This window comes from Bdellovibrio sp. HAGR004 (genome assembly GCF_055397015.1).
Genome location: NZ_AP029176.1, coordinates 287,379 through 306,889, shown reverse-complemented (window position 1 = coordinate 306,889; position 19,511 = coordinate 287,379). Strand labels below are relative to the sequence as shown.

At 39.8% G+C, this 19,511-nt stretch carries 21 protein-coding genes; 13 read left to right on the top strand and 8 right to left on the bottom strand.

The genetic code is table 11. The features are described 5' to 3' along the window. Positions 1-14: 14 nt before the first annotated feature. On the top strand, positions 15-788 hold the full coding sequence (locus tag ACZ5ZV_RS01655) for an OmpA/MotB family protein (protein WP_464119634.1): 774 nt from the start codon (positions 15-17) through the stop codon (positions 786-788). A 14-nt stretch (positions 789-802) separates the two neighbouring features. Here ACZ5ZV_RS01655 and ACZ5ZV_RS01650 read toward each other — a convergent pair whose 3' ends face one another. From ACZ5ZV_RS01650 to ACZ5ZV_RS01640, 3 genes are read right to left on the bottom strand one after another with little or no spacing between them, the layout of a single operon-like run. Next, on the bottom strand, positions 803-1,393 hold the full coding sequence (locus ACZ5ZV_RS01650; protein WP_464119632.1) for a hypothetical protein: 591 nt from the start codon (positions 1,391-1,393) through the stop codon (positions 803-805). Beyond that, positions 1,390-2,010 (bottom strand): tetratricopeptide repeat protein, encoded by a 621-nt coding sequence (locus ACZ5ZV_RS01645; protein ID WP_464119630.1) that lies wholly within the window; start codon positions 2,008-2,010, stop codon positions 1,390-1,392. The genes ACZ5ZV_RS01650 and ACZ5ZV_RS01645 overlap by 4 nt, the downstream gene beginning before the upstream one ends. 13 nt (positions 2,011-2,023) lie before the next feature. Beyond that, positions 2,024-3,541: a PP2C family protein-serine/threonine phosphatase gene (locus tag ACZ5ZV_RS01640; protein WP_464119629.1), complete on the bottom strand. Its 1,518-nt coding sequence runs from the start codon at positions 3,539-3,541 to the stop codon at positions 2,024-2,026. A gap of 18 nt (positions 3,542-3,559) precedes the next feature. Here ACZ5ZV_RS01640 and ACZ5ZV_RS01635 point away from each other — a divergent pair, with 18 nt between their 5' ends. Beyond that, positions 3,560-4,600, top strand: a complete 1,041-nt coding sequence (locus ACZ5ZV_RS01635; protein WP_464119627.1) for a hypothetical protein — start codon at positions 3,560-3,562, stop codon at positions 4,598-4,600. A gap of 35 nt (positions 4,601-4,635) precedes the next feature. Here the strand turns inward: ACZ5ZV_RS01635 and ACZ5ZV_RS01630 are convergent, their stop codons facing one another. The 5 genes from ACZ5ZV_RS01630 to ACZ5ZV_RS01610 all read right to left on the bottom strand — a co-directional run bounded on the left by ACZ5ZV_RS01630 (position 4,636) and on the right by ACZ5ZV_RS01610 (position 11,122). Then, positions 4,636-5,853, bottom strand: a complete 1,218-nt coding sequence (locus ACZ5ZV_RS01630) for a PDDEXK nuclease domain-containing protein (RefSeq protein ID WP_464119626.1) — start codon at positions 5,851-5,853, stop codon at positions 4,636-4,638. A 425-nt stretch (positions 5,854-6,278) separates the two neighbouring features. Beyond that, on the bottom strand, positions 6,279-7,334 hold the full coding sequence (locus tag ACZ5ZV_RS01625) for a reverse transcriptase domain-containing protein (protein ID WP_464119625.1): 1,056 nt from the start codon (positions 7,332-7,334) through the stop codon (positions 6,279-6,281). Next, positions 7,318-7,689 carry a four helix bundle protein gene (locus tag ACZ5ZV_RS01620; RefSeq protein ID WP_464119623.1) on the bottom strand — a complete coding sequence of 124 codons (372 nt, stop codon included), beginning with the start codon at positions 7,687-7,689 and terminating at the stop codon, positions 7,318-7,320. Before ACZ5ZV_RS01620 ends, ACZ5ZV_RS01625 begins: the two co-directional genes overlap by 17 nt. Continuing rightward, positions 7,649-8,317, bottom strand: a complete 669-nt coding sequence (locus tag ACZ5ZV_RS01615) for a hypothetical protein (RefSeq protein ID WP_464119622.1) — start codon at positions 8,315-8,317, stop codon at positions 7,649-7,651. Before ACZ5ZV_RS01615 ends, ACZ5ZV_RS01620 begins: the two co-directional genes overlap by 41 nt. Positions 8,318-8,662: 345 nt before the next feature. Beyond that, a complete protein-coding gene (locus tag ACZ5ZV_RS01610; RefSeq protein WP_464119620.1) occupies positions 8,663-11,122 on the bottom strand; it encodes a fibronectin type III domain-containing protein in 2,460 nt (819 codons plus the stop codon). Between the two features lie 395 nt (positions 11,123-11,517). On the opposite strand from ACZ5ZV_RS01610, the gene ACZ5ZV_RS01605 reads away from it, so the two are divergent. The 11 genes from ACZ5ZV_RS01605 to ACZ5ZV_RS01555 all read left to right on the top strand — a co-directional run bounded on the left by ACZ5ZV_RS01605 (position 11,518) and on the right by ACZ5ZV_RS01555 (position 19,502). Next, positions 11,518-12,636 (top strand): sigma-54-dependent transcriptional regulator, encoded by a 1,119-nt coding sequence (locus tag ACZ5ZV_RS01605; protein ID WP_464119618.1) that lies wholly within the window; start codon positions 11,518-11,520, stop codon positions 12,634-12,636. A 56-nt stretch (positions 12,637-12,692) separates the two neighbouring features. Then, positions 12,693-12,956 (top strand): IS66 family insertion sequence element accessory protein TnpA, encoded by a 264-nt coding sequence (tnpA, locus tag ACZ5ZV_RS01600; RefSeq protein ID WP_464119616.1) that lies wholly within the window; start codon positions 12,693-12,695, stop codon positions 12,954-12,956. Between the two features lie 38 nt (positions 12,957-12,994). Then, positions 12,995-13,813 carry an IS3 family transposase gene (locus tag ACZ5ZV_RS01595; protein WP_464121378.1) on the top strand — a complete coding sequence of 273 codons (819 nt, stop codon included), beginning with the start codon at positions 12,995-12,997 and terminating at the stop codon, positions 13,811-13,813. 164 nt (positions 13,814-13,977) lie between these two features. Beyond that, the gene (locus ACZ5ZV_RS01590) at positions 13,978-14,139 is read left to right on the top strand and encodes a helix-turn-helix domain-containing protein (protein ID WP_464119615.1); all 162 of its coding nucleotides are present in this window, start codon (positions 13,978-13,980) and stop codon (positions 14,137-14,139) included. Beyond that, positions 14,136-14,429 carry a hypothetical protein gene (locus ACZ5ZV_RS01585; RefSeq protein WP_464119613.1) on the top strand — a complete coding sequence of 98 codons (294 nt, stop codon included), beginning with the start codon at positions 14,136-14,138 and terminating at the stop codon, positions 14,427-14,429. Before ACZ5ZV_RS01590 ends, ACZ5ZV_RS01585 begins: the two co-directional genes overlap by 4 nt. 7 nt (positions 14,430-14,436) lie before the next feature. Next, positions 14,437-15,975, top strand: coding sequence for an ABC transporter substrate-binding protein (locus ACZ5ZV_RS01580; protein WP_464119611.1), 1,539 nt, complete (start codon positions 14,437-14,439; stop codon positions 15,973-15,975). Continuing rightward, positions 15,954-16,763 (top strand): hypothetical protein, encoded by an 810-nt coding sequence (locus ACZ5ZV_RS01575; protein ID WP_464119609.1) that lies wholly within the window; start codon positions 15,954-15,956, stop codon positions 16,761-16,763. The genes ACZ5ZV_RS01580 and ACZ5ZV_RS01575 overlap by 22 nt, the downstream gene beginning before the upstream one ends. Next, entirely contained in the window at positions 16,760-18,316 is a 1,557-nt protein-coding gene (locus tag ACZ5ZV_RS01570) for a sensor histidine kinase (protein WP_464119607.1), read from the top strand. The genes ACZ5ZV_RS01575 and ACZ5ZV_RS01570 overlap by 4 nt, the downstream gene beginning before the upstream one ends. Before the next feature lie 315 nt (positions 18,317-18,631). Further along, positions 18,632-18,841, top strand: coding sequence for a hypothetical protein (locus tag ACZ5ZV_RS01565; RefSeq protein WP_464119605.1), 210 nt, complete (start codon positions 18,632-18,634; stop codon positions 18,839-18,841). After that, the gene (locus ACZ5ZV_RS01560; protein WP_464119603.1) at positions 18,841-19,092 is read left to right on the top strand and encodes a hypothetical protein; all 252 of its coding nucleotides are present in this window, start codon (positions 18,841-18,843) and stop codon (positions 19,090-19,092) included. The genes ACZ5ZV_RS01565 and ACZ5ZV_RS01560 overlap by 1 nt, the downstream gene beginning before the upstream one ends. Then, positions 19,089-19,502: a hypothetical protein gene (locus tag ACZ5ZV_RS01555; protein WP_464119601.1), complete on the top strand. Its 414-nt coding sequence runs from the start codon at positions 19,089-19,091 to the stop codon at positions 19,500-19,502. The genes ACZ5ZV_RS01560 and ACZ5ZV_RS01555 overlap by 4 nt, the downstream gene beginning before the upstream one ends. Positions 19,503-19,511: the final 9 nt, after the last annotated feature.

Genomic DNA, 19,511 nt, shown 5'->3' with positions numbered 1-19,511 from the left:
GGAGAGTAGACAAAGTGGGAGCACCTAAATTTAATAGTTATCAATCCAGTCAAAGCTCTCAAAAAAAGTATCCCCATATTGAATCTAACTTGAATGAAGAAAACTATATTCAAGAGGAAATGCTATTAAGAGAACTAACCACACAAAAATCTGAGGACGGAGAAAGTCTGTGGCTTTTATCCTATTCCGACATGATGACTCTGTTATTTGGCTTTTTCGTGCTGCTTATGAGTTTTTCAAAAATTGATATTGAAGCTTTTGAGAAAGTAAAAAAAGAAACCACGACTCTTTTCGGTGGCGAATACCAAAAACCATTTCAGCAAATGAAGACTGAGCTTAAAGACAAAGTCGCTCTTAGTGGTTTGAACGATAAAGCCGTATTTGATGAGCTAGAAAAAGGATTGACTATTACTTTTCGAGGTTCGGTCTTTTTTGAATCGGGATCTGCTGAATTAAAACCCGAAGCCATTGAAATGCTCAAGCAAGTTATCCCTATTGTGAAACGGCAAAACTCTAAATTTAATGTCGTCGTCGAAGGTCACACCGATGACAATCCGATAAATAGCGATAAATTTCCAAGCAACTGGGAGCTTTCAAGTCATCGAGCATCGGCTGTTTTGAGGCTGTTTGAAGAAAACGGATTTGAAAAAAAACATTTAAGAGCAATCGGGTTTGCGGACACTTTGCCAGTACTACCAAACCGAGACGATAATAACCAAGCTATTGCTGAAAACCAAAGTCAAAATCGTCGAATTGTTTTAAAGCTTGTACGAGCTACAACAAAATAATAACAAAATTTAAATCAAAATGTGAAATAAGTTCCAAATAGCAAATTTACGGCTTCAATTTTTCCCGACCCCGCCAATGCTGTGCCATAATTCCATTCGCTCACCACACCCCAAAAGTCGCTAAAAGGATATTCTGCGCCAGCTTTTAAAGAAACATAAAGACCAGCGGCTAATGCATCCTCTTGGGTTGAATTGCTCAGTACAGAAGCCTGTGAAAAACCTACGCCGCCACCACCGTAATATAAAAATCCACGATGAGATATCTCAGATTTGTCTTTGCCCACTACTTTTTTAGTTTGTTGAGGGCTCAGCCATGGATAGAACTTCAAACCAGCACCGGTAAATCCAACTGAAGATCCACTCGTGCCAAGACTTCTAAAATGTTCGGCAAAAATATAATACTGAGCCGATAAAGGAAAATCAATATTGACCGAAAAGGCTCCCGGAGATTCTTTTCTTGTTGCTTTTGTGGCGCTAGCTGATTTGACGACCGCATCGCCCAAGCCGATATTGAAAAAAGTTCTAGTTTGTCCCGCATAGCACGTGCAAGTTAAGTTCAAAACTGCGAACACTATAGAAATGAAACGTATTCCAGTGAATTTCATTTCTTTTTTTCCTCTTTGATCTTAGAGATCATTTTAACGGCCTCTTCAAATGAACCATCGAGTGACAAAGCTTTTTCAAACCACTTTAGGGCCTCATCAAAATTTTTCTGCAAATAGTATACAGACCCCTTTAAAGAAAGGGCTCGAATAAAGTTTGGATCAACCTCTAAAACTTTATCAATTTCAACAAGAGCCCTTTCAAATTGTGCTGCTTGAGCAAATTTTTGTGCGATATGCAGTTTTTGAAGAATCTCTTTGGCCTGACTGACGTCTTTAAGTGGAGTCAGTTTTACAAAAACATGACTTGACGTCAGACCATACGGCGTAGGTGGCAACAACACCTTCTCGACATCATAATCCTTTCCCTCCAGACTGATGTAAAGAAATTCCCCGTTAGAAGGTGTAACTCCTGCTTTTTCGTAGAGATCAGAATATTTGATTTCTAATGGTGTCTTACCTATTGGCTTTTTTTGACTAGAGTTCTGCACTGAAGCAAATACTTCGACATCACTTGGATCGCTTTGCACGATCAGCTTACTAGAACACGACGTCAAATGAGTTAAAAAAAGAAATAGACCGATCGCATGTACTTTTAAATTGTTTCTTTGAACTCTCACTTGATCTCCTTATTCATATTTTTTTATCTGGATTTTCCACAGAGACTTCAGATCGATTATATTTGACCACAAAAAAGGACAAGTCATCGACTAGTTCTGCGGTAGATTTGTAGTCTAAAATGAATCGACGCATTTTCTCCAAAATCTCTTGTGACGAGTTTTGCGATTTGTGGTCCTTCCCTATCAGCTTGTAAAGGGATCGTTCGCTAAAAGGTTCGCCTTGCGGGTTTTGGGTATCTACTAGGCCGTCCGAATAGAAGACCAAGGCGCTTTTTTCTTCTATTTTAAAACTAATTTCTTTATAGGTCGCATCTAGCCTTTGGCCAAGCCTTGGTCCGGGATCTGAGATCAAAAAAGTATAATCTTTTTTACTCAAGGTCTTATCAGTTGCTGGAATCACAAACGGAACTTCATGGCTGGCATTGGCTAACGTAAGTTCGCCAGAAGAAATATCAAGTGATCCTACCACACAAGTCATCATGAGCTTGCCTTGTGCGGTATCATAAATAACTTTGTTCAGCTTTTGCAAAACATCCATAGGAGACACAAAAGCAGATGAGATCAAACTCATTGCAGATCTTGCTACCCCTGTCAGCATCGCTGAATTCAACCCATGGCCTGTGACATCACCGATAAGAAAAACAAATTTTCCTTCTGATAAAAAGTAGTACCACCAGTCACCACCGGCGTGATTTGCTGGCTGAAAAAATCCCGAAAACTCTACAGCAGACGATTTAAAATATGGTTCTGGAAAAAAACTTTTTTGAAGATTTCCAGCTAAATTCATTTCAGTTTCAATCTTTGTTTTTTCCTCTTTTTCAAAGATCAAACTTTGAATTTGTTTTCTCATGGCCTGAAACTGTCGCACCATTGTTGCGACCTCATCGTCACTTGAATCGTCAGGCAATTGGCTTTGAAAGTTACCTTGACCAAAATCAACCATCGCCACTGAAAGAAGCTTAATGTTTTTAGTCAGTCGATTTGAAAACACTATGGATGACAACACCGCAACACATATAAGCGCGATAAAAGCAGAAAGCGCCTTAAGTAAGAACAACAGTGAGGCCCGGTCAGCCAGCGAAACGGGCGAGGTCATCACAAAAATTAGTGGGTCTATCCCTTTTAGATTGACTCTTAAAAAAGTAAATAAAACACCCTTATTCTGCTTATCTTTGACTTCAAAGCTACCTTCACTGCTAGTTTGCCCCAAGAGCTTTTGATAAGCGTCAGTTCCAAATATTGATGACAAATCTCCATTTTGATCTGGCCATATTTTTCCAGTTGTCGTTACAACGACGAAAGATTCAAAACCTTCTTGTTTTTTTAATTTCTCGACAGACTCTTTTAGATTTTCAGCGCCGTCGGCATTTAAAAAGAATAAATTAGCCGAGTTCAAAAGATTGACTTGATTTTCAAGCAAAGAAATTTTTTTATCATTTACAAAAGTCGAAATTGCAAAATACAAAAAAAGCCCGAGGCAAAGGGATGGAATTCCTACTAATAATGTTAAAAACTTGATTCTTAAACTCACCAGATAATAATAGAAGTTATGCCAAATAAAGTCAGTTTTTTTAAACTACACAACTTAAGTCTTGCCTTTGGTCGGATCTTAGAGAAGTTTGTATTGTATTTTTTTGGCGCAGCCTTGTTGTTCAGTCTCTATAGTCTTAGTAATGAAAGTGTCTTTCTTATTTTTATTAACGAACTCAAAACTGGTTTGCAGCCAATGGCCCTTATCGATACTAAATCAGGTCCATCGTCAAAACGAACGACTATTGATTCGCTCTGGTTGCCAACCATTGAAAAGCAAATAGTCTACGTGGGGGATTCGATCTTCACGAAAGACGAAGCCACTCTGGGCATAAAATTGAACGAAAATGCAAAGTTATTTGTGGAGCCAAACTCCTATCTAAGAATCAGAAAAGTGGATGGGCTACCTTTGATCAGGCTTAGTCAAGGAGTTGTCAAAGCTGAAGTGACGGGCGAACAAACAATATTAATTAAAAAAGGAGCCACCATTGAAAAAGTCATTCTTCAAAAAGGCACCTATTTTATTAAAAATGAACTGAGTAGTGGAATTCAAATAACTGCTTACACGCAAAACACAAATTTAACGCAAGGTGAGACCGAAAAATCAAATAAAGTCAAAAATTCAACCCCCGATAATACTGAGGCGGAAACTGAGACACCAGATCAATCTAAAAATGTTGAGGCGACAAAAGAAAAACTGAACCCTGGATCGAGCAAGGAAGACAGCACTGACTTTGATTTACCGACACCAGTCGATGGCACTCTTTTTCTTGTTAAAAACCCTAAGGACATCGTCGTTGGATCTATGGCTCGATGTCCAGACACCTGTAGAATGAAAATTTATTTCAATGAAAATCAGACCATTGTTGACGTCAATCTAAAGCAAAATGACCCGGGGCTTATCATTCTCAAAAGTTCTCAGTTGCAGGAGGGGTACTTTGAGTGGATGTTCGAGACTCAAACTTCTCAATTCAAATCTAACTTTAAAATCAGAAAATTCTCTGAAGATGCTCTTTCGGAAGCGATTTTAACCGAAACACCGGTTGAAATTCATCCTTAATTTCATATTTGTAGAGGTTTTCAGTATATCCAAAGTCATTTCGCCTTTTTCCTAGTTACTTTTGCCGCGCGTTTTCCTGATTCTTTCGGATTCTGTAATTTTCCAGTCGATGACTGGAAAATTACCTCTTTAATCTCAAAAAGAGACTCCATTTGTTCGGGACTGGGAAGCTCATTTTTAAGATTTTTTGGTAATTCTGTGGTTACTCTATAGGTCGCAACGGCCATTGGCTGCTGTGCAGTTTTAAGAGCGTATTCAACGATGGTACGCTTCTTTGATTTGCATAGAATAATCCCGATTGATGGATTTTCTTCTGGCCGTTTCACCTGTTCATTTAAAGCTGATAAATAGAACTGCATCTTACCAGCATATTCAGGTTTGAATTCGCCAATTTTTAATTCAATAGCAACCAAACAACGAAGTTTTCTGTGAAATAAAAGAACATCAATAAAAAAATCATCACCATCAACAGTTAAACGAAACTGATTGCCGACGTAAGTGAACACGCCACCCATTTCAACAAGAAACTCATTTATCTTTTTTAGAAGTGCTTGTTCAAGGTCACGTTCAGAAAATTCGTCTTCAAGTCCTAAAAAATCGAAAATGTATTCATCTTTTACTGCACTAGAAAGATGTTTTTCGTTTTTTCGCGGAAGAGCTTTTTTAAAATTTGTCTGCGTTTTTGCTGTTCTTTCAAATGCCTTTAATTCGATTTGGTACTTTAAAATTCGCACAGACCAATTATGCTCAACTGTTTTTTGAGCATAAAAATTGAGTTTATCTTTATCCTCAATTTGACCTAAAAGTAATGCAATATGTGTCCAGCTCAATTTTCCAGTCAGTGACTGGAAAATTGGGTTTTCAAGCGTTGTTCGATAAAAGCTTACCATTGAATAGATGTTTGATTTCGAAAATCCTAATGAGCCTTTAAATTCTTTTTGAAGGTCCTTGGAGAGCGTTTCAATGACCGCATTTCCCCATTTTTCTTTATCGAGTTTTTGATGAACTGCTTTACCAACAGACCAATAGAACGACACCATCTCTTGATTAACTTTTTCAACAGCGCGAGACTGAGCTGCACGAGCTTGTGTTTTTATATTCTCCAACAGCTTTTTATAGCTTGCTGGCAGGATGTCTTTATTCACTTTTTTCTTAATCGTCTTAAATTTTGGCATATTTGTTAATGTTAGTGCCTTTTGCATATTTATACCAGCATTTACACCTTGTAACGTGTGAGCTCTTCCATTTTGCATATAGCTGCGATTTTATCTGAAGTATATTTATGCAATAAAATTAAAAGCGATAGGCTATCGATCCGTTGTTCAATCAATTTCCATTCAACATTTCAAAAAAAGGCGTGGGGTTTAAAAAAGCCCACGCCTTTATCAAGACACCTTCGTCAGATCTATTAAAACAACCTGACCAGGAACTCAGGATCTTGTGATTTCTAAATTGCACGCCCAAAAATAGCTTTTCTATTCTTGGCTCTGGCAAAGTGAATCCGATTCACTTTTGAATCACTCACTCGGCAGGCAAGGCACAGCGGAAGCCGATATTGTTGTTCGTATTAGTGGGCGAATTATTCCAATTCGACGTCCAACGACCGACATTGCCACCATTATTCCAATTGCCCCCGGCAATCAGACCGCGCGAAGATAAATCCCCCAACAGCAGCCTATTAACAGATCTCTGAGTCCTTTAATAAACCTAAATCTACATTCAAAATAACTTTTTTCAAGTACTTGTTGTTAGAACAATATTTAATATGTCCAAGGTAGGAATTTAAAGTCATCAGGTAAGGGTGAATTATTCCCCGATGAGAATTATATTTTTCACTTTCTTTTACCAACAAAGCCCGATATCGAGCCTTTTGTAGTTTCTTGTTCATGCGCCTAAAAAAATCTCCACGAAGGCGCATCTCATTAGACTTGATAATGAAGCCCAAAAAAGATATTCCTTCACGGCAAATAGAAATCTGAACTTTTTGTGGACTTAGAACTAAGTTCAATTTCTCCCGCAAAAAATTCTCTATCTGAGTCCTTAAAGTTTTAGCTTCAACGAATGAATCGGCGATCAAAACAAAGTCATCCATGTATCGAATATATTTTTTTATCCGAAGTCGTCGTTTTATGAATTGATCCAGCTCATTTAGATAAATATTTGCAAACAATTGGCTTGTTAAATTTCCAATTGGAATTCCTGTATTAGGTGCATTAAAAATCAACTTACGCAGGCACTGAAGAAGTTTTTCGTCAGCAATTGTTTTTGATAAAATATTCATCAGAATCTCGCGATCAATGCTTGGAAAAAACTTTTTAATATCGCATTTGAGAAAGACTTTATCTGGATTCAAGGTAACCCATTTTTTCATCAACAAAGCCGCACGGTGATGACCTCGGCCAGTTCGGCAGGCGTAGCTATAGTAATAAAATTGATTGTCAAAAATTGGCTCAAGGGTTTGATGTATTGAATGATGAACGACACGATCTCGAAAGCAAGCCGACTCGATCAAACGTTTCTTCGGTTCATGAACATAAAAACAGCGGTACTTCCCAAATTGATAAGTCTCATCCCTAAGTTCTTGCGAAATGCTAAGAATATTTTCTTCAAGATTGTGATTAAAGTGAACTATTGAATGACGATAAAATTTGCTTTTTGAGGCTTTATAAAAACAACGTCGCAATTTTTTGAAATCTGAAATTTCATCAAATAAATTACTATAGGTTTTCGGCACGGTGTTCGCCTTTATCGACATTTTTAATCCACCCCGAAATCATTTTGCCAACTTCAATTATCTCTAAAGAGATTTTTTCGTAGAGCCCCTCTGAAACAAAACCCATTCTTCTAGCGATTCTAAATTGAAAACAAACCATTTGAAATTTAATTCTGGCGTTCGACAAATGCGCAACGCGATCGGTTCTATTGTATGTGGACCAATAAATTTCCTCGATGGCATCAAGATAAAAGTTTTCGGTTTTTTCCGCTAGAGTGTATTTTTCAGTTTTTGGGTACTTTTTTAGAATCGGAAGAATTTCAATATACAGTGATTCAATTTTTTGTAATATTTGTGGACCTTGAGTTTTGGCCATTGTTTTTCCCTACAATATTTTTTTCAGATCGCCGGATGAGCCCACCCAGCCCAGGTAAAATGTGATCTTCAAGTTGTTTTTTTATTTCCAGATTCTTAGTGTTTTCAGAAATAACTTCGATATGAACCAATAAGTTTATTAATTGATTTCTTGCCTGACAAAAATACTGTACCTTGCTGGCTTTATCAAAACTATAAAAGCCGTAACCAATATACTGAATACTTTTAAATGCACTTTCAAAGAGGACTTGGCCATCAAGGCTTTCATTCAATTCTTTTTTTAAGTTTTTCGTCATTTCTAGTAGCTCTTGATATACGCCAAGATTTGATAGAACAAATCTCTTAGCTTCCCTGGTTGCCTCATTCTTCAGACTACGGCCTGGTTCCTCTAATTGATTCGGAATGACTGAATTTTTATCTGCCGTATTTATTTCATTTCCAGAAGCATCGGCTGCAATTGGACTTGAGAGTATCGTTTTAACCTGATTCCATCCTAACCTTTCGACGGATGCCAAACTGCATTCCCAATTACGATTTTTCTTTCTAACAATGATTTTTCCTTGGGCGGCGTAGTGCCTGAGGGTTCGTTCGGGTTTTGCATACATTTTTGCTACTTGTTGAATTGACACCCACATTTTTTTCCATAACTGTTAGAGTTGACGACTTTGTTTAAAACAAATATCAAGTTATTTACTTAATCGCCTGTTTCTACTTCTAGAATCCTAAAATATCAATCAATCTACTTCATTTTGATGGTTTTGCTTTTTGTTTAAGCAAAAAAGCCTGCTAAAAAATTTACCGATCGCTTCGCGATGTATTTGACTACTCTGAATCATTTGATTTTTTATTTAGAGTCCTAACTCGAATTAAAAATTTTTGATAATGGATAGGGGAATCGCGATTCTTGCCGTCAAACCAGTGTCCTTCGGCCACTTCTTGCCGCTACAGCGGCAAGTTTGCCGTCAAAAATCACGTCACTCGGCAGGCAAGGCACAGCGGAAGCCGATATAGGCGTACGCACTAGTGGGCGAATAAGTCCAATTCGACGTCCAACGACCGACAAGGCCACCAAGATTCCAAGAGCCCCCGGCAAACAGACCGCGCGAAGAATTTCCGTTATCGGTATAAAGATAAAATCGGTCACTATGAAACTTTGCCGTCATAGTAGAAATTTGCTTGGCATTGCCGCTGTCGTTGCCGAACATCGGCAAACCTAAAGGAAAATTAAAATAACCGGCGCCAAACCCTTGTCCTTGACCTGTACCGCCAACGACGCCATTAGAAATTGTCCAATCTGACGTATAATTCGCTGCAACCTGGCCACCAGTCGTTGCACCCGGCCCTTGAACTCCATTGAAAAGAAAGTTGTTCATATCAAATCCAGAAGAATATCCATTTGAACTATCCAATGCTGAACTAGTTCCTGAACACGTATGGCTGACGGTACTGCAAGTCATTTGATCGCTAACCCATTGCCAAACGTTTCCTACGTGATCTTGAGCGCCAAATCGAGAGACACAGTTTTTTGTTCCTACACTACCAATATTGAATGAAGCAGGTCCACCAGCGGCAACTCTGGCTAATTCTGTCCCTGTAAAAGTCGTCGCAGTTATCCCTGAGTGAGTGTTTGCATTACAATAGTTTAGGGTCGTGTGAGTTGTCGCTCCGCTAGTGCTCTCGTAACTTGAAATCTGGGTATCTGTTAGTGGGTCAGCAACACCTAGCATATTGGGCTCACCCGTAAGGCTTCGCCATGCAGCCATTGCTCGATATTCTCTTTGACGCAGTAGCCGTTTAGCCCCGTAATTCACGTCTACAGTCGCCTGACATGTCGACATGGAATTTGTTTGATTGATATTCACCATCGGCGGCTTGTAACCACCATTTGATACTGGGTCTATTGTGTAAGCCAAGGCTCTTTCCGCGGAGCTTAAGCCTGAATTGTTCAAATCTACCCAGCTTCCCGATTGACGATAGTAGCAAGTACCCCCATCGGTGTCGTAGTATACGTTTCCTTGAACGCCAATAGTTGCATCAGGTGTTGCCGTTCCGAAGCAATTACCAGCTGTATTTCCCGCGCCACACATTCCGGTGCCGCCAGAGGCTTGGCTTCGGGTCCAATTACAGGCGGCCACCCATCTATCAACAAATAGATTATAACCAAAATCGTAAAATCCGGAGTTCAAATTTAGCGGCGATGTGCCAATACCTGAAGAATAAGGCACAGCCCCAAGGCCAGTGTAGATACAACGCTGGTGGTTTAAAGGGTCGGTACTTGATATGCCCATCAGCTGGCACATTTCATAATTGACTGAATCACGATGCACCAAAACCATATTCGTTGGCGGAATATGAACAGTAATTCTATACGCAGAATCGCTCGCTGGCATTTCTTCAGGCCAATTTGTTGTTGGAACCAAAACCACTGCGTAATCGTAAGCCTGCGGACTTAAAGCCACATTGCTATCCGTACATGTTTGCGCGCCAGTTCCTGTTGGTGAACACACCTGACAGCTTGTTGTCATACCACTTGTGCATGCTGTTGTCGTCGTAGAATCTAACGTATTTCCTAACCCAGTTCTGACCAATGAATACTTTGTGCTACCTGTCGCACCCGTGAAAGCATTCCAAGTGATCACTGTTTTTCTAGATTGCGGCGTACCTGTTGGCGCACCCGGAGCATCACCATAAGCTTGCACTAAAAGCACACCTTTATATTTGGTCGATGTTTGTGATGTCGTCTGTGCAGATTGTGTTACTGAATTGTCATACTCTATTCCAGCGGCAACCACCTTCGTACTAAATGTGTAGGTTGATCCTGACTTTAAACCAGTTGCAGAAAATGACGTCGCTGAATTCGATGCAGTTCCTAGCAATGTCGTTACACCTCTGGATGTTCCATAAACATTGACAGAGTCCGCAAAACTTCCAGCCGCTGCGAAATTAACTGTTGCAGTCGTGGTTCCTGTAATATTCACAGACGTAGCCCCAGAAAAGGTATAGTTCCCTTTGAAATTTGAATTTCCATCGTTTGCAGTCGCATCGAATGCTCGCACCACATAATTGTGAAATGTTCCAGCCGTCAAAGATGAATGATTGTAGCTTGTAGTCGAAGAAGAGACGTTTGCAATTGCTGTAAGTGTTCCGTCTGTTCCCATTTCGTACACTCTATACCCGGTTACAGACGTATCTGTTGCCAAACTCCACTGAATTCTTAATGACGTAGATCCTAGGGCCGTTACAGAACTAACCCCAGAGAACCCAAAATCCTTTGTAGTTGGCGTGCTTGGAGTGGGAGTTGATGACGCCGGAGACGATGAGCCACCAGAATCTCCTCCGCTAAGGCAACCACTCAATGAAATTACGCTCATGACTGTCATTGCAATCAAGGTCGCCTTTTTCAAAAAAATTTTCATTTTAATACACTCTTGCATATATGATTCTTATCGGCAGGTAGCTAATAAAACTAAAGAAATTTTAGAAGCCCTTGTTGTGTCCAATTTTTAGACGAATCACTAGACCTTCACATTGTTTATTCGCACCCATAAACTGAAAAAAAACTGGACTTAGGTGTGAGTTCCTAAAACGACCCTGGCGGCCTTCCGCCACCCCCGAATTGATCACTTTCCTTTGTCTTTCAGGTATTTATTGCTTTCAATAATCACTGGTGCATTTTGACCATGAATTTAATTCATTAATTCTTCCCAATTTTTGGCTCTGCCAAAAGTCAAATCTAATACATTAAGTCTAATGCTTAATTGTCTGTAAAAAGTTTGGGCACCATATTTGTAACAGTGGTTTCATGTGAATTTGCGGAGGGGTCGCCGGAATGAAGCACAATATCCTTTTAGTCGATGACGACTTTGCTTTTAGAAAATCAATGAGCTCATTTTTAGAAGAAGAAGGCTTTTATGTTAAAGCTGTGTCAAGCGGCGACGAAGCGGTCGCAGTAGTTCGGCAGAAATTGATTCCATTTTCACTAGCTCTGATTGATTACCACATGCCTGACCTAAAAGGACCTGACACAATTAAAAAGCTAAAAGAATACAATTCAAATCTCACAGTGCTAGGACTTTCTGGAGATGATTCAGTAAATGCCCACAATGATTCTTTGGAGTCAGGTGCTGTGTTTTTTATTGAAAAAGATATTGGTGAAGCAAAACTATTAAGCATCTTGCACCGTGCTTGTCGTGAGGTTGAAAAACGCACAAAGCCTGTTTCAATTTCAAGTCAAAGTGAGAATCAAAAATTAATCGAATCTGTTGGCATGGTTGGCGTTTCTGAATCCATGGCTGAAGTAGCACGATTAATCTTAAAATTCGGCCCTGCAAATGACACTGTGTTAATCCGTGGTGAAATGGGTACTGGAAAAGAAAAAGTCGCTAGAGCTATTCATAACGCCTCATCAAGGGCGAATAAGCCCTTCATACCAGTAAACTTAGCCAGCATTTCATCGGGGGTGTTCGAGAGTGAGCTCTTTGGCCACGAAAAAGGATCTTTTACAGGAGCTGCAAAAGACAGAATTGGATACTTTGAAGCCGCCAATGGTGGCACGCTATTTCTTGATGAAATTGGCGAGCTACCAAAACACTTACAGGCTAGTTTACTTCGAGTTCTACAAGAAAAAACAATTATGCCAGTTGGCTCTAATGAAACAAAAAAAGTTGATTTTAGGCTTGTGGCAGCTACGAATGCTCCACTTGAAAATTTAATCGAAAAAAATCTGTTTCGTGAAGATTTGTATTTTAGACTAAACGTTCTTCCTATACATATAAAACCACTCCGTGAACGCCCAGAAGATATTCCTATTTTAGCTCACCATTTTTTAAAAATGGCCAATTTAGAGCAAGGTCAAGATTCAATTTTACTTGAATCTTCAGTGGACGAGCTGAAGAAACTCAATTGGCCTGGTAATGTTGACCTTCCCCCAATAAACCAAGCCACTTGAAAGTTCGTAAAAGCCTGATATAAACGCCCAAAAAACGGGCAGAAGAAGGTTTTTCGATGAAAAAGAGTAAGTTCACAGAAGAGCAGATTATTGAAATCTTGGGTCAGAGAAATGCGGGGAAGTCAGTGGAAGATCTTTGCCGCCAGCACAAGGTGTCAGATGCAACGTTCTATAAGTGGCAAAAGAAGTACGGCTCTATGAGCACGACCGAGGCCAAACGCCTCAAGGAGCTTGAACTAGAAAATGCCCGAATGAAGAAGCTTATTGCAAATCTGTCCTTGGACAACTTGATTCTGAAAGAGGCTCTGGGAAAAAAGTAGGAAGGCCCTCTGAGCGAAAGGTTCTTGCGCGCGCAGCGATTGAGAGCCATGGAATTACGGCACGGCGGGCCTGCAAGATATTTGAAATCAATCGATACACCTGGTGGTATCAGCAGAAGCCTGATCGCAATGCGGATCTTCGAGTGCGCATGAAGGAGCTAGCGGCCCAGCATCCCGCTTACGGTCATCCAATGCTGCACTACCTGGTCCGCAGGGAGAATGAGGCCCCGATCAACAAAAAGAGAACTGAGCGGATTTACAGAGAGGAAAAACTATCATTGCGGATAAAAAAGAAGCGTAAAAAACTTCGTCACTTACGACTGGCACTCCCGCAGGCCGAGGAGGCAGATTCAGTGTGGTCGATGGACTTTGTCCATGATCGCGCAGCAAACAATCAACAACTTAAGTTCCTAACGATGGTTGACCACTGTACGCGTGAGATGCCGGACCTAGTGGTCCGAAGTAGCTTTAAAGGTGTTGATGTGGCAGCGACGTTAGAACGCCTGAGAATGTTTGGCCGAAAGCCACAAACGCTGGTGGTCGATAATGGTCCTGAGTTTCGCTCTAGGAGCCTGCAGCGGTGGGCAACGTTAAATGGGGTCCGATTGCACTTTATTGAACCAGGAAAACCCCAGCAGAACGGATATATTGAATCTTTGAACGGCAAGTTCAGAGCAGAATGTTTGGATAGAAATCTATTCGACAATTTGGACTTGGCAAGGGTTCTGACGCAGAAGTGGAAAACGGAGTACGAGACCTACAGACCGCATTCGAGTCTTAACGGTCTTACACCTTCAGAGTATGCAAAAAGTAAAGGATCAACAAAGCAGGTAAATAGCGAACTCAAAACTGGCTAGGTCTTAGGGGGAAGGTCAATGTCCGGGAACTTGAGCATTGCATACGGTTTCTTACGAATCTTTCAACTGGCCCACATTTAGAAATTGAACTTCTGAAAGATCGAAAAGATCCCAATTTAGTTTCTCAAAAGAAAATTGATCTTGAGACTTTAAAATTCACTAAAATGGCTAAAGAAAAAAATATTGTACTAAAGGCCATCGAGGAAAGCGGCTCAATTTCAGCAGCCTCACGCATGCTGAACATTAGTCGCAGCACTGTCCGAGAAAAGATGAAAAAATATGGAATTGAACTAAAACGTGAACTTACACAAGGGGGAAAAGAATGAAAAAAACAATAATGATCTTTATCACAGGTTTACTTGGAGTCAGCTCATCAAGTTTAGCAGACGAAGCACAAGCTAAAAAACTCACTGTACTTCAGCTTCGTCAAATTGCATGGGCGATCAAAATTCTTGGAGAGACTAAAACACTTTCAACAACTGAAAATCAGTGTGTCAGTTTTGACCAAGATATTTTAAGCTTACTCGAAGCTGAAGGTCAGATTCAAAACGGCGATGTACATCCAACTACGGTCTGCTTTGGCGGCGGTCCTGGAGCTGCGTCTGCAACAAAGTAGAATTTTTATGACAATAAATAAAATTAAAACTATTATTGTCCTATCAATTTTATTGATGCTCGGAGGAGCTGTTTCTATGAAAGCAAATCAAAACGATAAAACTCTAAGGGTCGCATTTCCAGTGCGACTTAAGTCAACAGCTTATGAACCCACGAATATTAATTTTGATTACGAATATATTTTTCTAGAAAATATTTATTCGCCACTTGTTGAAATCTCAGCAAGTGGTTCTGTTGAGCCCGGCGTAGCTGAAAAGGTTGAATGGGCTGGTGACGAACTCAAACTCACTATTAGGGATAGTCTTAAAACGATTTCGGGGAAAAAGATTTCGGCTGATGATGTTATTTTTTCGCTAAAGCGACTTCTAGTTCTATCCGGCAACACGCACGGAAATTTCCGAGATATTGTCTGTCCAGGAATCGAGATTAAGTCTACCGAAGAAGAATGTCCTGGTATCAGACAAGAGGGCAATACTGTTTTTCTAAATGCTAATGGCAAAAAATCGTTTTTGTTGCCAATGCTCGGTGCAATCGATTTTGCGATCATTCCAAAATCAAGTGTTGATCCTATCACGCTTAAAATAATAAATTATAGCGAAACAAGTGGCCCCTATTCAGTCGAAAGCGATGACGGTAACGGCAGTATCCAATTGGTAAAAAACCAAAATCATTATTTCGCAGCAGACGATATCGCAATGAAAATTATTTTTGTTCCAACGGATTTAAAATCTGGAACTAATAGTTTGGCGGCATTTGCAAATGGTAGCGTAGATCACATTACGACAATAGATGCGTCAAAACCTGAGGATGTAATTAATTTTGCTCAAAAAACTTCAGATGCAGAGCTTCTGGTAACAATGAAAATTAGAACGCTAGTGCTGGTGTTTACTCAAAAAGGTGAACAAGAATTTAGTTCATCGGAACGCCGTTATATCGGTCAAAAGATTAAGCTCGCATTCAATAAAATATATAAGGGAGTTGCTGGCGTCGAGCAACGGTCTGAATTTTTTCCGAACTTAAGTGAAGGTGGACTGACCGTCGACCAACAAAATCGCCTAAAAACAGAGTCCGAAAAGGAAACCATAGACCCGAATCGCAAAATTCAACTTGGAATTATCCGCCGCGGAACCCTTGAAGAATGGGCAGAACCCATCAAAGAACTTTTACCACATGTGGATGCGAATTTGATTGGATATATTCCTGATTTCAAGAAGGACCTTCGGCTTGAAGATACTCCGCATGCTTTTATTGGGTTTACCGACACAGGTTTTATGGAAGACATAGGACTGATTTCGTATTCACTCAATTCTGGTGTTCTCGGTCTGGATAAACTTGAGCGCACCCAGTGGCTAGCTAATTATATGGCAACTGATGACAAAGAAAAACGAATAAAAAAACTAAAGGAGTTGCATTTTGAAGCGCTAACTAGGCCAACGGTCGTTCCGCTGATGGCATTGCCTTATGCCGCATTGGTTAGGAAGCCGTGGAAGGTCGAATTATCTGAACTCTATGCAAATAATCAATTATGGCGCATAAAACTCCGTTAGCCACATGGCTTTATCTGAACCGAACCGTGCTTGCGCCTACCTTTACAGAATTTAAAGGGACAGGCGAACTTGCACCCGGACTATTTGATTTTTCCACAAAGATTATGTGGCAAGGAACTGAAATCGAGGGGCGCGGCGTTGATGATAATCGTGAAATTGCATTTGAGAAGTCAGTCGCAGAGGGTATTGAAAGAATCATTTGTGCGGCAAAAAATATTAATTCAGTCGGTCTAGCGGTTTCTGGTGGTAGTCATTGCCCCGAAGCACACGCAAAATTTGAAACATTAGAAAGATTTTATTTAGATGAGCATCTTCATAAAAGGATACCGCTTATCGAAGTAAAATCTGATATTATTTTACCCAATACATTCTTAGCTATGAATCCAGAATGCGAAGTACGCTTTTTTCAAATGGCGACGCCAACTAGTCTATATGGTCTGGTTTGCCAAATTTCAGATATCGAGCGAAAATCCTTTGGCTTTGCGCTGTCAGATTCAATGGAAAACTCGCAGAGGCGATCATTTTTAGAATCGATTCCGAGTTTTTGTTGGTTAAAAAATAAAAATGAACTTAACCAATCCGCTTCAAGTGTGCCCTGGCAAATTTCGAAAGAGTTTATTTCAAAAATTAGTCCACTGCTTGGTAGTATTCCAGTAAATGATTTTCGCAAATCATTTTTTCCGAAACTCGTTTCAGAAGAAGTAATTTATTCTGATATCCCAATTTTAAAATCTGCGCTATTAAAAGTATCAAAATACAAAGTGGTAAATATGAGTGGTGATCTATGACTACGATGACTCCAGAGAGCCGAATCAAAGACTTTGAAAAGCGACAGATTGTTGTGTCTGTTTTGGTCCTTTTGATATTTTTCGGGTTGGCATTGATTTTTAATACGTTGTATATTCAATCAGTCGCTGAGGACAATACTAAGCTGTTGTCTCGCTTTGTTAAAGTTGGTGATTTTCGTGAAACCTCTTTGATTTTGCAAGAAGCAAGACTTTCGAAATTTATAAGTATCAGGTACAAATCTACAGTACCTGGTCGCTCATTCATTTTGCCACCAAGCGCAGAACTTGAAGGCAAAAAGACTTTTTGGAAAGTGTTTTCATCCGATGAGTATTCAACTACAATTTCAAACGAACTAAGTGATGGACCACCCGATACAATTATCTATGAGTATTCACGATTTAGATTTGTTTCTTACGCATTTTTTATATGGTTAATTTTAAATCTGGTTTCTATTCCCCAAACCAGATTTATGAGAAAACGATTGGTCGAACAGTTTCATCGGGATCTTGAGCTACAAAAAAAGGTCGCCAAAAGCGAATTAGCACACCAGGTTCGACATAACTTACGAACTCCGCTGGCGGCTCTGATGCGAATTCCTGGTCGCTTGCCGTCTAGTGTAGCAAAAGATAAAGATTTGCTTCAGGTTACAATAAATCAAATAAAAGATTTAGTTGCCAAACTTGACGATACGAAAACCGAGGAACTCTCAGATCAAACTAAAACTGATATCTATGGAACACTCATTCAGGCCCGGCGAGAACTTGAGTTGTTTGTTCCAAAAGAAATTGATCTTCATTTTGAAATTGATGATATGATTTTATCGACGTTAGTTACACATATACCTGTTGAGATGCGATCTATTTTAGGAAATTTAGTTACAAATTCAATCGAAGCAATGAATAATGCTGGCCGAATCAATATCAGGTGCAGAGATTTGGGAGCTGAAATTGAAATTATTGTCGCAGATACGGGATGCGGGATTGCAAAAGAAATTCAACCAAATATTTTTGATAAAGATTTTTCGTTTGGTAAAAAAAATGGGACTGGTGTTGGCCTTTGGCACGCGAAAGAATTCGTGTCTGCTTGGGATGGATCAATTGAAGTTAAATCAACCGTCGGTTTAGGATCGACTTTGACGATAAGACTACCAGTCAATGACCGAACAAAATGGTATTTGCCAAGGCTAAAATTTAATTCAGACTCAAAAATATATGTCCTTGATGACCAAGAGTCCGGGCGCGCGTTATGGCAATTGAAGTTCGATGATACTGAGCTACTAAAGCAAACTAAATTCATGAGCCATGGTAAAGAGCTATTACCTATCAAGCACGAAATCGATAGCGAACCCGACAATTGCACTTTACTTTTTGATTACGACTTGGGAGGCGGAGACACCGGTCTTAAATGGCTTCAGGATATGCCTGACGCCGCGATCAGGTGCCTTGTGACTGGCCACTTCGACAATGATGACGTTCGTGCGTCCTGCATTCAATACGGCGTTTATTTAATTCCAAAAAGCCAGATCGCTGAAATCCCTATAGTTGTTCGCTAACTAAAATCAAATTCAACGTTATTCCTACTAACTGGCAAATTTTAAGTTCCACCATGGCGGAACCCCGCCAGTCTTTGTTTTTTAAGCTAACACATTAATAATTAGAAACTTCTTGAAAACCAAGGGTGGCGGTCAATCGCCACCCTTGTATGAATTCATTCACTCCCAAAAAATCCAAAATTCATTTTCAAATCAATCACTTGCTCGCATTTCAGTCGTGCCAAGCCTGAGATGTCTCCAACTTGCAATTTATAAAGGTGAAAGGTCGTTCGCAGTTGAACGAACTCACTAACAAATTACCAAGGAGGTGCATCTATGAATGCAAAAGAAAAATTTAAAAGTAGCCAAGATCAGCCGGAATTAAATCTGTCGCTGATTACACTTGAGAAAGCCGAACCTATCAGTTTTTGGGAAAGATTAAAAAAATCATTTTCAGCTGCTGATTTAACCGTGCGCGATTGGGAGCGACTAGAGTCAAAGCCATTTCGCAAAACCCATGAAGAAAACCAATGGAGGAATTTCTAATGTCTAGAACTTTAAAAGATAAGCGCGATATCTATCGCACAGAACGAGAACTTATTGAGCGTCGCAAACCAAGCCCGTTGTTTAAACGACGATATCTAAACTTTAAAAAATCTGGTGCTCCTAATGATGGTGAATGCTGTCCAGAATGTTCTGGTCTTACCGATTTTCAAAACGGCTATCTAACCTGCTCAGAATGTGGCTGGACGGAAGATGTCGTTGAAATGTTTGAAATGGAAAGGTTTTCAGCATGAATAAATCTAGCGATTTTCCATTTAGTAATGTGATCCCTATTCGTAAAACAGAAAAATATGGTGTTTATACTGGGGAAATTACTTCATCAGGTGAAGTCATTGAAGGTGAAAGCGTTGGCGTAGCGTATTTAAAAACGGGATCTAAAAAATTTCGCCTTAAATTATTCACGCACCCTAATACTCAATATTTCATATTGCCCGATGACGATGATGATACCAAGTACGTTGTTCTCAGTCTTGAAGAATACCAATTACCGACAGGCGAAATGAAATCAAGTTGGTATCGAATCGGTGAAGGAAAACTGGCTGGAAGTTTTATCGCATTAAGAATTCAGCTGATCCCAGAAAATATTTTTCTTTGCTTGTTTCCGGAAAAATCAGAAGGACTGGAGGACTGCCTTGCATCTTAAAACAACTAA